This is a genomic window from Rhodococcus sp. NKCM2511, assembly GCF_014905595.1.
In the GTDB taxonomy this organism is placed as follows: domain Bacteria; phylum Actinomycetota; class Actinomycetes; order Mycobacteriales; family Mycobacteriaceae; genus Rhodococcoides; species Rhodococcoides fascians.
In genome coordinates this window covers 160487-175156 of record NZ_BNHJ02000001.1, presented here as the reverse complement: position 1 = coordinate 175156, position 14670 = coordinate 160487, and the positions used below count along the sequence as shown (strand labels likewise).

Here is a 14670-nt window from a genome sequence, read left to right as displayed (position 1 = left end):
TACAAGTGCGACGGGTGGCCCGATCTCGTCCCGGCACCGGTAGCATTCGATGTTCACGGCTCCGGCCGAGAGGAAACCGGTGAAATCCCGGTACGGTCGCGCCACCGTGACCGCCCTGTAGTTCGTCGAGAACAGCTCGTCGGGAATGGTTCTCGGGACCTGTTCTCGAGGATCGTGCCTTCGGGACGGGGCGGAAGTCGGACCCTCTCACCGACGAGCTAGGACGATTCACCGATCCAGGGGCGCGAAACCCCGAGGAGGGCGTTACCCGTGTTTCTGTTGCTGTCCACATCGGACACCGATCTGCTCAGTGCCCGCGCCAGTGGGGCCGATTTCACGTGGGGCAACCCGTCCCGCCTGCTGGCGGAAGACATCCCGTCGATGGCCGAATCGGCCGAGCTGATCATCGTCCGCATTCTCGGATCGCGTCGCTCGTGGGAGTCGGGAATCGAGGCCGTCCTGGCCACCGGTTTGCCCGTGGTCGTGCTGGGCGGCGAACAGGCCCCGGATGCGGATCTGATGGAGATCTCCACGGTGCCCGCCAACGTCGCCGCCCAAGCGCACAACTATCTGGCCGAGGGCGGCTCGGGCAATTTGCGGCAGCTGTACAACTTTCTGTCCGACACGGTGCTCCTCACCGGTCACGGTTTCGATGCCCCTCGACACCTGCCGACGTGGGGCCACCTCGAGCGGAACTCCGACCAGCACTCCGACGGCCCGACGGTGGCGATTCTGTACTACCGCGCTCAGCATCTCGCCGGAAATACCACCTACATCGATGCCCTCGCCGCCGCAGTCGAGAACGCCGGGGCGAACGCACTGCCCATCTACTGTGCGTCACTGCGTACGGCGGAAGCCGACCTGCTGGAGACGCTGAAGTCGGCGGATGCCTTGATCGTGACCGTGCTGGCTGCGGGCGGCACCAAACCCGCCGGCGCTTCGGCAGGCGGCGACGACGAAGCCTGGGATGTCGCCGAGCTCGCCGCCCTCGACGTTCCGATCCTGCAGGGTCTGTGCCTGACGAGTTCCCGCGCGACGTGGTCCGAGAACGACGACGGACTCTCGCCCCTCGACGTGGCCACGCAGGTCGCTGTCCCGGAATTCGACGGCCGCCTCATCACGGTTCCGTTCTCGTTCAAGGAGATCGACGACGACGGCCTGACCACGTACGTTCCGGACCACGAGCGAGCAGCACGCGTCGCCGGCATCGCCGTCCGCCATGCGCGGCTCCGACACATCCCGGCCGCCGACCGACGAATCGCCCTGATGTTCTCGGCGTATCCCACCAAACATGCCCGCATCGGCAATGCCGTCGGCCTCGACACTCCCGCCAGCGCGATCGCGTTGATGTCGGACATGCGTGAGGCCGGTTACGACCTCGGACCGCTCGAGGGCCCGGATTCGGTGCCCGGTCTGGCGGCCCGAGACGGCGACGCACTGATCCACGCCTTGATCGCCCGTGGCGGTCAGGACCCCAACTGGCTCACCGACGCCCAGCTCGAGGGCAATCCCATTCGCATTTCGGCGGCCCGGTACCGCACCTGGTTCGAGCAGCTTCCCGACGACCTCCGCGAGGGCGTGATCGAACATTGGGGACCGGCACCGGGTGATCTCTACGTCGATCGTTCCGCTGATCCCGACGGTGAGATCGTCATCGCAGCAATGCAATTCGGCAATGTGGTCATCATGGTTCAGCCGCCGCGCGGATTCGGTGAGAAGCCCGTTGCGATCTACCACGACCCGGATCTGCCGCCGAGCCATCACTATTTGGCCGCCTACCGGTGGATCTCCGCAGCCCGCGAGGACGGCGGCTTCGGGGCCGACGCGATGGTTCATCTCGGTAAGCACGGCAACCTGGAATGGCTCCCCGGCAAGACCCTCGGCATGTCCGCCTCCTGCGGCACCGACGCTGCACTGGGCGACTTGCCGCTGATCTATCCCTTCCTGGTCAACGATCCGGGGGAGGGCACACAGGCCAAGCGGCGAGCCCACGCCACTCTCGTCGATCACCTCATCCCGCCGATGGCGCGAGCGGAGAGCTACGGAGACATCTCTCGGCTCGAACAGCTGCTGGACGAACACGCGAACATCTCGGCTCTCGATCCGGCCAAGCTACCGGCCATTCGCCAGCAGATCTGGACACTGATGACCGCGGCACAGATGCACAAGGACCTCGGACTCGACGAGCGTCCCGACGAGGAAGTGTTCGACGACATGCTGCTGCACGTCGACGGATGGCTGTGCGAGATCAAGGACGTGCAGATCCGCGACGGGCTGCACATCCTGGGCCAGGAGCCCGTCGGCGATGCCGAGGTCGAGTTGGTGCTGGCGATGCTGCGCGCTCGGCAGATGTGGGGCGGCGAGCAGACGGTGCCCGGTCTACGCGAAGCTCTCGGGCTCAGCGAGGACGGCGACGAGGAACGCACGCGCGTCGACAGCATCGAGGCCGTCGCGCACGGACTGGTCGCGGCAATGCAAGCGACGCAGTGGAATCCGGCCGAGGCCGAGCGGGTTGCGGGCGAACACGGTGACGTGGTCGCAGAGATTCTGAGGTTCGCCGCCGCCGAGGTGGTACCGCGTCTACGCGGAACTTCCCGCGAGATCGAGCAGGTGTTGCACGCTCTCGACGGCGGGTTCATCGCGGCGGGTCCGAGCGGATCACCGCTGCGCGGCCTGATCAACGTGCTTCCTACCGGCCGCAATTTCTACTCGGTCGACCCGAAGGCCGTGCCGTCGAAACTGGCGTGGGAGACCGGTCAGGCGATGGCAGAATCCTTGCTCGCACGCTACCGCCAGGATCACGGCGAGTGGCCGAAATCCGTCGGTCTCTCGGTGTGGGGCACCTCGGCCATGCGCACCTCGGGCGACGACATCGCCGAGGTGTTCGCTCTGCTCGGAGTCTCCCCGGTGTGGGACGAGGCCTCGCGCCGGGTGACGCGCCTCGAGGTGATCGACCTCGACGAGCTCGGCCGCCCTCGCATCGATGTGACGGTTCGGATCAGTGGATTCTTCCGTGACGCGTTTCCGCACGTGCTCGCCCTTCTCGACGACGCGGTTCGGATGGTGGCTGCGTTGGACGAGGAGCCCGAGCAGAACTACGTCCGTGCACACGCGCAGGCCGATCTGGCCGAACACGGTGACGAACGACGTTCTACGACACGCATTTTCGGGTCGAAGCCAGGAACGTACGGTGCCGGGTTGCTTCAGCTGATCGACAGCAAGACGTGGCGCAGCGACGACGACCTCGCTCAGGTGTACACCACCTGGGGCGGCTTCGCCTACGGCCGCGGACTCGACGGAGTACCCGCGTCGGACGACATGCGCACTGCGTACAAGCGTATTGCCGTGGCCGCCAAGAACACCGATACACGTGAGCACGACATCGCCGATTCCGACGACTACTTCCAGTACCACGGAGGCATGGTCGCGACGGTGCGCGCGCTGACCGGAAAGTCGCCCGAGGCATACATCGGTGACAGCACGCGGCCGGAATCGGTTCGCACGCGCACACTCTCGGAAGAAACCGCCCGCGTCTTCCGCGCTCGGGTCGTCAACCCTCGGTGGCTCGAAGCCATGCGCAGGCACGGCTACAAGGGTGCGTTCGAGATGGCGGCGACCGTGGACTACCTGTTCGGTTACGACGCCACCACCGATGTGGTGCAGGACTGGATGTACGAGAAGTTGGCCGAGACCTATGTGCTCGACGAGCAGAACCAGAAGTTCATGCAACAGTCCAATCCCTGGGCACTGCACGGTATTGCCGAACGACTGCTCGAGGCCGCGGAGCGCAAGATGTGGGCCGAGCCGGACAAGCAGGTTCTCGACGGCTTGCGCCAGGTGTACCTGGAAACCGAAGGTGAGCTCGAGGGGGAGTAGCGACGTACCCTTCTCGGTATGACTGCCACCTTCGAGGACATTGCCAAGGGCAAGTACGTACTGCTGACGACGTTCAAGAAGGACGGCACCGCCGTACCGACCCCGCTCTGGGGTGCGCTCGACGGTGATCGTCTGCTCGTGTGGACGGTGTCGGATTCGTGGAAGGTCAAGCGCATTCGCCGTAACTCGAAGGTTCTGCTCGCACCGTGCGACATGCGCGGCAAACCCCAGGGTGACGCGGTCGACGCGACAGCCGAGATCCTCGATGCAGCCGGCACCGAGAAAGCGCGCGCGGCGATAGTGTCGAAGTACGGCATCCTGGGCTGGCTCACCGTGAAGGGCAGCGTTCTTCGAAGGGGCAAGAGCGGCTCGGTCGGGCTCGCGATCACTCCCGCGTAACCGGTCTGCACGACGACACCATCGTTGGTATGCGCAGTTCCGAATGCTTCATGAGGCGGCTTCCCCTGCTGCCGGAACGGAGCACCACGTGCCTATTGCAGTGACCGATTACAACCATGTCCGACTCACCGTCAGTGACATCGACCGATCCCGATCGTTCTACGACTCGGTGTTCGGCTTCGAGGTCGCCTACGCCTGGGATCCCGACGCGGACGAGGAGACCAAACAAGCCCTGTGGTTCCTCTTCGGCGGTGTGATCTACAAGTTCGGCGGGGGTTTGCTCGGTCTGCGCCCGGTCGCGCCGAGCGACGACACCTTCGCCGAAGATCGTTGCGGGCTGGACCACCTCAGCTTCACCGTCGATACCCGTGCCGCGCTCGAGGATGCAGTCAAGACGCTCGATGAGCTCGGCATCGCGCACGAGGGCATCAAGGACGCAGGGCCCGGACTGTCCATCGTGGAGTTCCGCGACCCCGACAACATCGCGCTCGAGCTGTCCGGACCCGACAAGTAACGGTCGGACGCAGGGCCTGCGGGAAAGACCCCGCAGACCCTATTGCGCGGCGCTGACCGAGGACATGTGAAAGTCCGGAATGCGCAGCGGCGGCATTGCCGTGCGAGTGAACCAGTCCTTCCACTCGCGCGGCAGTGTTGCCTCCGTCCGTCCGGCCTCGGTGACACGTCGCAACAGATCCAGAGGACTCTCGTTGAAGCGGAAGTTGTTGACGGCTCCGATGATCCGGCCGTCCTCGATGGCGTAGACGCCGTCGCGGGTGAGACCCGTGAGCAGCAACGACGTCGGATCGACCTCTCGGATGTACCACAGTGTCGTCAGTAACAGCCCGCGCTCGGTCGACGCGACCATCGCGTCGATCCCGGTGTCGCTGCCGCCGGTGAGGATCAGATTCTCCCCGGGGACGGCAACGGGTACCTCGAACTTCCGGGCTCCGGCGCGGGTATAGGCCAGTGCTGCGATCGCGCCGTCCCGGATCCAATCGACCCGGTCGATGCCGAGACCGTTGTCGAACACCGACACCGAATCACTGGAGGAGCCCGCCGCGACGAACGGCGCGTACCCGAGACCGGGCTCGCGAGGGTCGGAGTGCAGCGTCAGGGGCAGCTCGGTGAGCTTCTCGCCGACTCGGGTGCCACCGGCCCGCGAGAGTGCGGTGCGACCCTCCTGGGCCCCGCGCCCCTCCATGGTCCACATCAGGTAGATCATCAGATCGGCCACGGCGGAGGGCGGCAACACCGTGTCGTACCGACCGGCGGGACGCTCCACGGTGTTCTGCGCCCAGCCCAGCCTGGTGGACAATTCGTCGAGCATCGATGCCGCCGACACGTCGCGGAAATCGGCTGTACCTTTCCCCACCCAGGCACTCGCACCGGACCGCTTTCCGTTGATCTCGATCGACCCGGTCGGCTGTGTGAACGTGCGCCGCACACCGGTCGAGGTTCCGAGCCACACGTTGTCGACGCGATGCTCGGCGAATCCGTACAACGTGTCTCGGCCGTCGAATCCGACGTTCAGTTCCGTTGCCAGCGAACCGAACACGTCGATGGACGTGGCCTGCGCGTGTCGATCCCAGCCGTCCGGCTCGGAATCGGGGGTCAGCAGCGGCATCGCGTCGTCCGCAGGCTCGGCGGCGCGGGCCGCTGCTTCACTGGCACGCACGACGTCCGCGATCTCGCTCGGATCGACACTGGTGGACGACACCGAGCCCACCCGCGCCACGTCCCCGTTCCGGACGATGGACACCACCACCCACTGCCTCGAAGTGGAGACGCCGTTCGTGGTCATCGAATTGCCCGCCCACCGAAGCGTCGCGTCGCTGGAGTCGGTGACGAGGACGACGGTGTCGTCGACGCTCGCACACGCCAACGCACGTTCGATCACCTGCTGCGGCTCGATCATCGACCTGCCTCCGATCGGGTGTTGAGGACGTTGACCCCGCGGAACAGTGCGACCGGGCAACCGTGACTGACCGCGGCGACCTGACCGGGTTGGGCCTTGCCGCAGTTGAACGCCCCACCGAGTTTCCAGGTGGAGCGACCTCCGAGCAGTTCCATGGAACCCCAGAAATCCGTCGTCGTCGCTTGATAGGCGACGTCGCGCACCTGGCCGTCGAGCACACCGTTTCGAATCCGGTAGAAGCGTTGTCCGGTGAACTGGAAGTTGTACCGCTGCATATCGATCGACCACGATTTGTCGCCGACCACGTAGATACCGTCCTCGACCGCGGCGATGACCTCCTCGGTCGACCGGTCGGTGTCGGGATCGGGCTGCAACGACACGTTCGCCATGCGTTGGATCGGAACGTGATGTGCGGAGTCGGCGTAGGAGCATCCGTTGGACCGTTCCAGTCCGAGCCTCGGGGCGAAGACCCGATCGAGTTGGTAGCCGACGAGTGTTCCGTCGCGAACCAGATCCCACTTCTGCGCGGCCACGCCGTCGTCGTCGTAGCCGATACTGGCGAGACCGTTCACCTCGGTCCGGTCTGCGGTGACGTGCATGATGGGTGAGCCGTAACGCAAGGTTCCGAGCTGATCGGGTGTGGCGAAGGACGTCCCGGCGTAGGCGGCCTCGTACCCGATCGCTCGGTCGTATTCCGTTGCGTGTCCGATGGATTCGTGGATGGTGAGCCACAGGTTGGTGGGATCGATGACGAGATCCGTCGGACCTGCCACCACCGACGGGGCCTTGACCTTCTCGGCCAGCCACTCCGGGATGCGCGCGAGTTCGTCCGCCCAGTCCCACGTGCTGTGTTCACCGAGGTATTCCCAGCCGCGTCCGACGGGCGGTGCCAATGTCCGCATCGAATCGAACGCACCGGCCGCTCGGTCCACGGCAGTGGCCTCGAACTGAGGGTGTAGTCGTACCCGTTGCTGAGTGATCGAGCTGCCCGCCGAATCGGCATAGAACGACTGTTCCTTGACCTGCAGCACCGACGCCGTGACGTGGTCGACGCCGTCAGAGGCGGACAACCTGGCCGAGTACTCGGCCAGCAGCGCCACTTTGTCGGTGGTGGGAACGTCGAACGGGTCGATCTCGTACTGCGAGACCCAGACCGCGTCCGAGTACACCGGTTCGGGCGCGAGTTCGACCCGTTCGCGGTTGAGCACGCGTAACGCCGTCGCCACCTCGGCCGCACGCCGCGCCGTGGTGGCAGCCGCGTCGGTACTCAGCTCGGCGTGAGAGGCGAAACCCCAGGTGCCGTCGACGACCACCCGCACCGCCAACCCGATTTCCCCCGCGTCGACGGCGGATTGCACCGAGCCGTCGCGCAGTGAAATCGACTGGGTCGTCAGCCGCTGCACCCGGAAGTCCGCATGCGAGGCTCCGGCCGTGCGCGCCGCGCTCAGGGCCGCGTCGGCAAGTTCTCGCAGGGGGAGGGCGAGGAAATCGGCGTCGACCGACCGGTCCGATGGTGTCGTCACGACTGTGACGCTAGCCGAATTGTTGCCAGCCGAGGCGTAGGACCATGCCGATCACGACGACGAGCAACACGATCCTGACGAAGCCTGCGCCCCTGGCGACCGCCGTCCTCGAACCGAGTACCGCACCGACGACATTGCAGGCGGCCATCGCAGCACCGAGTTGCCAGTACACACTGCCGGTGAATGCGAAGTAGGTCAGCGCACCGACATTGGAGCCGACGTTGATCACCTTTGCCATCGCGGCGCTGCGGACGAACTCGGTGCCCAGCATCGTCGCGAAGACGATGATGAGGAAGGTGCCGGTGCCGGGTCCGAGAATGCCGTCGTAGAACCCGATGCCGGCTGCGGCGAGGCCGATCACGATCAGAACTTTGCGATGGGTCGGGGGCGACGGTGCCGCGGTACGACCGATGGTCGGTCGGCAGGTCACCAGTACCGCAACGCCGACCAGCACGACCATGATGATCGGCACGAAGAGGTCGCGGTCGATCAACGACACCGCGGCAGCGCCCGCCGCCGAGGTCGTCGCCGCGATCGCGCCGGCAGGAACGAGCACCTTCCAGTCGAGCGAGACCTTGCGGGCGAACGTGACGACGGCGGCGACTGTTCCGAAGACTGCGGTCGCCTTGTTGGTCGCGAGGGCTGCCTGCTGTGTCAGTTGCGGTGCCACGAGCAAGATCGCCGGCAACAGAATGAGACCGCCGCCGCCGACCACGGCGTCGACCCATCCTGCTGCCGTCGCGGCGGCCATCAACAATCCCCAGTCCGCGACAGTCATACGGCAAACTCAATCACATGCGTCGATTCAGCCTGTGGCTCCGTGGCCAACCGTTCGTGGCCGACGCACTGCTCGCCGGTGGGCTTTTCGTCATCGAGATTCTCGTTTTCGTGAGTTCGGCCGACGGCCTGAACGGGCCGTTGTTTCTGGCCTTCTCGGTGGTCCTGACCGTTCCCGTCGCGTGGCGGCGTCGGTTCCCCAGGTCCGTGGCGGCCGTGGCGCTCGTGTCGACGTTCGTCGCCGACGTGTGGGGAGCCATGGTCGGGGATACCTCCAACGGCCATCCGGCCGCACTGGCGTTGCCGATCATGCTCTACACCCTGGTGGCCTACGTCGGCCGCGCACAGGGGGCCGTCTACGCCGCCGGTGTGGCCGCCTACTCGGTGTCGTCGTTGTTGCTCTTCCACCAGCCGTTGTTCACGACGCTGCTGTTCAGCGCTCTGCTGTACGCACTGTCGTGGGTCGCTGCCGAATTCCTCGGTGCCCGACGCGCATACGACGAGGCGATGGAAGCCCGACTGATCGTGGCCGAGTACGACCGGGATCGCCGCGCCGAGGAGGCCGTGCTCATGGAAAGAACACGCATCGCGCGCGAGCTGCACGATGTCGTCGCCCACGGGGTGAGCGTGATGGTGGTCCAGGCCGACGGGGCGTCGTATGCCATCCGGCGCAACCCCGAACGTGCCGAGCAGGCGGTGGCCAACATCTCGGCGACGGGCCGGCAGGCGCTGGCCGAACTGCGTAGGACGGTCGCGCTGCTGCGGACGACCCCCGACGCGGACGACATGCCCGAGTACGGCACGGCCGGTCTGGCCCGCGTCGTGGAAATGATGAGTCGAGCCGGCCTGAACGTCGAGTTGGAACAGACGGGCAATCTCGACGACATCAGCCCGGCGATCAGTCTCGGCGTACACCGACTCGTCCAGGAATCGCTGACGAACGTTCTTCGGCACGCCGGCCATGCCCCACGAGCCGTCGTGCGGGTCGCACGCGAAGCAGACACCGTCACCGTCGAGATCTCCGACAACGGCACCGGCAGTGCGGCGCCACCGACCCGTGGCGGAGGACACGGACTGGTGGGGATGCGGGAGCGAGTCGCGGTGTTGCAGGGCACGTTGCAGGTCGGTCGAACACCCCAGGGCTCCTGGCTCGTGCGGGCGAGACTGCCGATCGAGTAGGCGTTAGGTTGTGTCGGTGCCGATCACCGTTGTCGTCGTGGACGACCAGGAACTGATGCGAATGGGCCTGAACATGGTGCTCGAAGCCCAGGACGACATCGAGGTGATCGGTGAAGCGTCCGACGGCTCCGGTGCCATCGAAGCCGTGGCACGGTTGGCGCCCGCCGTGGTCTTGATGGACGTCCGCATGCCCGGGATCGACGGGGTCTCCGCCACTCGAGCGATCACCGAATCGGGATCGGACACCAGGGTTCTGGTCATGACGACGTTCGATCTCGACGAGCACGTACTCGGTGCGCTCAGGGCAGGAGCCAGTGGATTTCTGCTCAAGGACACACCGCCCGAGGATCTGGTATCCGCGATTCGGAGCGTGGCTGCGGGTGACGCCGTCGTATCACCGAAAGTCACGAAGAGGCTGTTGTCGCGGTTCGTCGAGCGCACCGAGCCGGCCGTCGACCCATCGGTACTGGACGGCCTGACCGGGCGTGAGCGAGAGGTCATGGCGCACCTGGCAACCGGGCTGTCCAATGCCGAGATCGCGACGGTGTTGCACCTGTCCGAGGCGACCATCAAGACCCACATCGGCCGAATACTGACCAAACTGGGAGTACGTGACCGAGTGCAAGCCGTCGTACTCGCCTACGAATCCGGCCTCGTCAGACCCGGATCCTGAGAATCTCCAGGCAAACAGGACGCATCGGGAGAAAAACGACTGTGCCGGACGTTGTACGGACCAAGCGAAGAAAGGACCGTCATGCTCGCTCTGTTCGTGCTCTACGTAGTGGTCGAGGTCGCAGCCCTGGTCGCTGTGGGCAGTGCACTCGGTGTGCTGTGGACCGTGGTGCTGCTCATCGCCGGATCGTTGGTCGGTTCGTTGCTGGTCCGTTCGCAAGGCCGGCGGGTACTGGACGGCCTGCGACGCGCATCGCAGGGTGAACGCTCGGCCGAGGGAGCCGTGGCCGACGGCGCACTCTTCGCTGCAGGGTCGGTGGCCATGTTCGTGCCCGGCCTGGTGACCACGGTGGTAGGCCTGTTGCTGTTGATCCCACCGACTCGCTGGCTGCTCCGGCCTGCCGTGCTGTGGGCGGCCGCGCGGTGGCTGCCCCGAGTCGCGGCGTCCACTCGGCGCATGCGCCCCACGGTCATCGACGGTGAGGTACTCGACGACCGTACGGCCGACGAGAATCGCGGACCACGAACCACCGGGCCGTCGCTCGTTCTCGAGGGTGAGGTGATCGACCCGGGCCGCGTCGATCCCGCTGCCGGGGATTTCCCCAAGCCCCACCGGCAGGGGCAGACTGGTCGCTCGTGACCACCGAATTGTTCTGCGGCGGACGGATCTACAGTCCTTCGGCTCCCGATGCCACCGCCATGGCCGTGACCGACGGAATCATCAGCTGGATCGGTGAGGATCGCACCGGAAGAGCCTTGCACCCCGGCGTTCCCATCACCGATCTGGCCGGTTCTTTCGTTGCTCCGGCGTTCGTGGACACGCACGTTCACGTGACCGACCTCGGACTGTCGCTGATCGGCCTGGACCTGAGCCGGTCCACGTCGATCGAAGAGTGCCTGCGCATGGTGCGAGAACATGCGGCATCCTCGGAAGACGAACTGCTCTGGGGTCACGGTTGGGACGAGTCGACCTGGTCCGAACAACGTCCTCCCACCACCGCCGAACTCGATGCGGCTGCTCCCGGACGAGCGGTGTACCTCACCCGAGTCGACTCGCATTCTGCCGCCGTATCCACCCGGTTGCGGTTCGCCGCGTCCGCTGCCGACGCCACCTCCGGCTACTCCGAACAGTCTCCATTGACCGCAGACGCCCACCATCGTGCTCGGCAGACCGCTCGCTCGCTGCTCACCGCCGACACCCGACGCCGGGCCAGGGCTGCTGCGCTCGATGCAGCAGCGGCGCACGGAATCGTCGCGGTCCACGAATGTGCAGGACCGGTGGTGTCGGGCATCGTCGATTTCCGAGAACTCATGAACACCGAGCACGGCGTCGAAATACGCGGCTACTGGGGCGAGCTGGCAGATACCGCCGAACGCGCCCGCGAATTGCTCGAAGAGACCGGTGCCCACGGATTGGCAGGCGATATCTTCGTCGACGGATCCCTCGGGTCGCACACCGCATGGTTGAGCTCGCCGTACGCCGATGGTCCCGGAACCGGTGTGTCGTACGCAGATGTCGACGCCATAGCTGCACACATCGCCGCCTGCACGACGGCCGGAATTCAGGCCGGCTTCCACGTCATCGGCGACGCCGCTGTGTCGGCCGCCGTCACTGCATTCGGCCGGGTGGTCGCCGATCTGGGCACACCCGCCGTCGCGTCCTGCGGACACCGGCTCGAGCACGTGGCGATGGTGTCCGCGCAGCAAGCCGACCTGTTGGCGTCGTGGGGCGTCATCGCCAGCATGCAGCCGGCGTTCGACGCGGCGTGGGGCGGAGCCGACGGCCTCTACGCCGCGCGTCTGGGTGCCGAGCGCGCTGCCCAACTCCACCCGTTCGCACGCCTGGCGTCTGCGGGAGTCTCGCTGGCGTTCGGCTCCGATGCGCCGGTGACGTCCCTCGATCCGTGGGCGACGGTCCGGGCTGCGGCGAACCACCGCACTCCGGGGAGCTCGGTGTCGCCCCGTGCTGCGTTCTCGGCTGCGACGCGCGGTGCATGGCGGGCGGGGGGAGTGCGCGACGGTTTGGCCGGAACACTGGTGCCGGGAGCCCCCGCGTCCTTTGCGGTGTGGGACGTGGACGAGCTCGTCGTGCGAGCACCGAAGGACAGCGTTCAACGGTGGTCGACCGACCCCCGTGCGGGCGTGGCACCGCTGCCCAGCCTCGAGGCGTCGTCCGTCGGTCCCCGCTGCTCGATGACGGTGCACCGTGGACGGGTCGTTCATGAGCAGTGAGAACTCCTCGACCGCGCGACTGACCCGGCTGTACGGGCCTGCGCTGTCGACCGTCCTGGCTGCCGTTGCCGGCGCGCTCGTCTTCGCCAGTTTTCCGCCGCGAACGCTCTGGTTTCTGGCACCCATCGGCATCGCAGTACTGGCACTGGTTCTGACGGGGTTCGGCGGTCGGCGATCGGTGTCGCTGAAAGGCGGATTCGGATACGGCTACGTGGCCGGCCTCGCCTTCTTCGTTCCTCTGCTCCCGTGGATCGGCGTCTACGTCGGCCCGGTGCCGTGGCTCGCGCTGGCCGCAGCCGAATCGGTATTCCTCGGTCTGTTCGGTATGACGGCCGTGCTGGTTGCGCGGAGCGCGTGGTGGCCGCTGTCGATGGCACTGATGTGGAGCGCCGCCGAGTGGCTTCGGGCGAGCGTTCCTTTCGGAGGATTTCCGTGGGGCCGGCTGGCGTTCGGACAACCCGAGGGCTGGTTGCTTCCGTTGGCGAGCATCGGAGGCGCACCGCTGCTCAGTTTCGGGGTCGCGCTCACCGGTACCGGACTGGCCGCGCTGGTGCTGACACTCACGCGTCGCGTCACCGCCCGATCGCTCGTCGGACCGGTCGTGACCACGGCGATCGCATCGATCACTGCGGTGTCGCTCATCCCGACTCTGCACACGAACGACACCGGGGACGGCGATCGCACGGCGACGATCGCTGCCATTCAGGGCAGTGTTCCTCGCCTGGGGCTGGACTTCAACGCGCAGCGACGCGCGGTGCTGGACAACCATGTGCGCGAAACGATGGCGTTGGCCGCCGATGTCGACGCGGGCAAACAACCCGCGCCGGATCTCGTCGTGTGGCCGGAGAACGCGTCGGATATCGACCCGCTGCGCAACTCCGACGCTGCGACGCTCATCACGCAGGCGTCGGTTGCCGTCGGTGCCCCGATTCTCGTGGGCACCGTCCTGGTCAACGCGAACAACACGAACACCAATTCCGTCATCGCATGGAACGGTGCCGACGGACCAGGGGAGCGGCACGACAAGAAGATCATTCAGCCCTTCGGTGAATACTTGCCGTACCGAAGTTTTTTTCGGCTGTTTTCGGAATACGCCGATCGAGCGGGTTATTTCGTTCCTGGAAATGGAAACGGTGTCGTACACGCTGCAGGAATGGCGGCCGGAATAGCCACGTGCTACGAAGTCGCATTCGATCGGGCCCTCGACGAGTCCGTTCGTTCGGGTGCGCAATTCATCGCGATCCCTACCAACAACGCCACGTTCGGCGATACGGAAATGACGTATCAACAGCTGGCGATGTCGCGGGTGCGAGCCGTCGAACACGGACGCACCGTCGTGGTTGCGGCGACGAGCGGCGTCAGTGCCGTAGTCGGACCCGAGGGGAACGTCCTGCAGCAAACCCCGCTGTTCGAGCCGGATGTACTGGTATCGACGGTCGAACTGCGGAGCTCGCTCACACCGGCAACGCGCATCGGTTTCGGCACGGAGCTGGCGCTGATTCTGGCCGCGGCAGTGGGCTTGATCGCGACGCTCGTCGACGTCCGACGTCGACGGCTTCGTGAATGAAACAATCGTCAAGTTCGTTCGGGTCGGTATTCGGCGCATCGCCGGTCCGAATCACTATCATTCGTTCGATGTAAAAACGGTGGCCGGGTGGCGCACACAAGCGATCCTGTAACAAGCTTCCCCGAACAATCGATGCCCACTAGGACTACCGCACAAAAGAACTTGGCCGATGTTGTATCTTTGTAAGCCGCTGGAGGTGTTGGAGGTCCAGGATGCGGCCGCCGTCGTACCCCCGAACGCCGCCTCGGTCACGATGTCAGGGGAGCGAACAATCGGCATCGATGCCGCGTCCGGATCGAGCGCCTGACAGGGAGGGGGAACCGTGTTCCTGAGTTCACGGACACCGTCGATCGGCTCTACTTCGCGTGAGGTTCCCGCGATGCAGCCCGCCCGGTGAAAACGGGGTTCTTCCCTGTTTCAATCCGACAAGCTCCAGGCGACGAATCCAAACAGCCCCACAACCGCCATCGAGTGTGTGTGGACCGATACGAACGCAGACCAGAACGGACGCCAGAATTGCTCAATCGCGC

Annotated in this window: 11 protein-coding genes and 1 riboswitch; of the genes, 8 read left to right on the top strand and 3 right to left on the bottom strand. The window is 65.8% G+C overall.

Annotated elements, in window-relative coordinates:
* Positions 1–71 precede the first annotated feature (71 nt).
* Positions 72–203: riboswitch (cobalamin riboswitch) on the top strand.
* Between the two features lie 67 nt (positions 204–270).
* The 3 genes from cobN (at position 271) to JLZ96_RS00630 (ending at position 4789) form a co-directional block, all read left to right on the top strand.
* Entirely contained in the window at positions 271–3876 is a 3606-nt protein-coding gene (cobN, locus tag JLZ96_RS00640) for a cobaltochelatase subunit CobN (protein ID WP_094622163.1), read from the top strand.
* A gap of 18 nt (positions 3877–3894) precedes the next feature.
* Positions 3895–4275 carry a PPOX class F420-dependent oxidoreductase gene (locus tag JLZ96_RS00635; RefSeq protein ID WP_027497107.1) on the top strand — a complete coding sequence of 127 codons (381 nt, stop codon included), beginning with the start codon at positions 3895–3897 and terminating at the stop codon, positions 4273–4275.
* Positions 4276–4363: 88 nt separating this feature from the next.
* The gene (locus JLZ96_RS00630; RefSeq protein WP_032365857.1) at positions 4364–4789 is read left to right on the top strand and encodes a VOC family protein; all 426 of its coding nucleotides are present in this window, start codon (positions 4364–4366) and stop codon (positions 4787–4789) included.
* Positions 4790–4828: 39 nt separating this feature from the next.
* On the opposite strand, the gene JLZ96_RS00625 is transcribed toward JLZ96_RS00630, so the two are convergent.
* Genes JLZ96_RS00625 through JLZ96_RS00615 form a run of 3 tightly spaced genes read right to left on the bottom strand, consistent with a single transcriptional unit; the run spans position 4829 to position 8491 of the window.
* Complete coding sequence (locus tag JLZ96_RS00625) at positions 4829–6190, bottom strand: metallopeptidase TldD-related protein (RefSeq protein ID WP_201009344.1); 1362 nt, start codon at positions 6188–6190, stop codon at positions 4829–4831.
* Entirely contained in the window at positions 6187–7713 is a 1527-nt protein-coding gene (locus JLZ96_RS00620; protein WP_032382028.1) for a TldD/PmbA family protein, read from the bottom strand. Before JLZ96_RS00620 ends, JLZ96_RS00625 begins: the two co-directional genes overlap by 4 nt.
* Before the next feature lie 10 nt (positions 7714–7723).
* Entirely contained in the window at positions 7724–8491 is a 768-nt protein-coding gene (locus JLZ96_RS00615; protein ID WP_032370548.1) for a TSUP family transporter, read from the bottom strand.
* A 17-nt stretch (positions 8492–8508) separates the two neighbouring features.
* Between JLZ96_RS00615 and JLZ96_RS00610 the strand changes: the two genes are divergently transcribed.
* The 5 genes from JLZ96_RS00610 to lnt all read left to right on the top strand — a co-directional run bounded on the left by JLZ96_RS00610 (position 8509) and on the right by lnt (position 14140).
* Positions 8509–9669: a sensor histidine kinase gene (locus JLZ96_RS00610; RefSeq protein WP_032370549.1), complete on the top strand. Its 1161-nt coding sequence runs from the start codon at positions 8509–8511 to the stop codon at positions 9667–9669.
* A gap of 16 nt (positions 9670–9685) precedes the next feature.
* On the top strand, positions 9686–10342 hold the full coding sequence (locus tag JLZ96_RS00605) for a response regulator transcription factor (RefSeq protein WP_027497113.1): 657 nt from the start codon (positions 9686–9688) through the stop codon (positions 10340–10342).
* A gap of 81 nt (positions 10343–10423) precedes the next feature.
* Positions 10424–10981, top strand: a complete 558-nt coding sequence (locus JLZ96_RS00600) for an FxsA family protein (RefSeq protein WP_201009343.1) — start codon at positions 10424–10426, stop codon at positions 10979–10981.
* A complete protein-coding gene (locus JLZ96_RS00595) occupies positions 10978–12573 on the top strand; it encodes an amidohydrolase (RefSeq protein WP_201009342.1) in 1596 nt (531 codons plus the stop codon). Before JLZ96_RS00600 ends, JLZ96_RS00595 begins: the two co-directional genes overlap by 4 nt.
* On the top strand, positions 12563–14140 hold the full coding sequence (gene lnt / locus JLZ96_RS00590) for an apolipoprotein N-acyltransferase (RefSeq protein ID WP_201009341.1): 1578 nt from the start codon (positions 12563–12565) through the stop codon (positions 14138–14140). Before JLZ96_RS00595 ends, lnt begins: the two co-directional genes overlap by 11 nt.
* The last annotated feature ends 530 nt before the right edge of the window (positions 14141–14670 follow it).

Bases quoted from the DNA above. Each gene is read 5' to 3' on its own strand.
- JLZ96_RS00610 (WP_032370549.1), top strand. From the start codon at position 8,509: ATGCGTCGATTCAGCCTGTGGCTCCGTGGCCAACCGTTCGTGGCCGAC.
- lnt (WP_201009341.1), top strand. From the start codon at position 12,563: ATGAGCAGTGAGAACTCCTCGACCGCGCGACTGACCCGGCTGTACGGG.
- JLZ96_RS00615 (WP_032370548.1), bottom strand. From the start codon at position 8,491: ATGACTGTCGCGGACTGGGGATTGTTGATGGCCGCCGCGACGGCAGCA.
- JLZ96_RS00625 (WP_201009344.1), bottom strand. From the start codon at position 6,190: ATGATCGAGCCGCAGCAGGTGATCGAACGTGCGTTGGCGTGTGCGAGC.
- JLZ96_RS00600 (WP_201009343.1), top strand. From the start codon at position 10,424: ATGCTCGCTCTGTTCGTGCTCTACGTAGTGGTCGAGGTCGCAGCCCTG.
- JLZ96_RS00635 (WP_027497107.1), top strand. From the start codon at position 3,895: ATGACTGCCACCTTCGAGGACATTGCCAAGGGCAAGTACGTACTGCTG.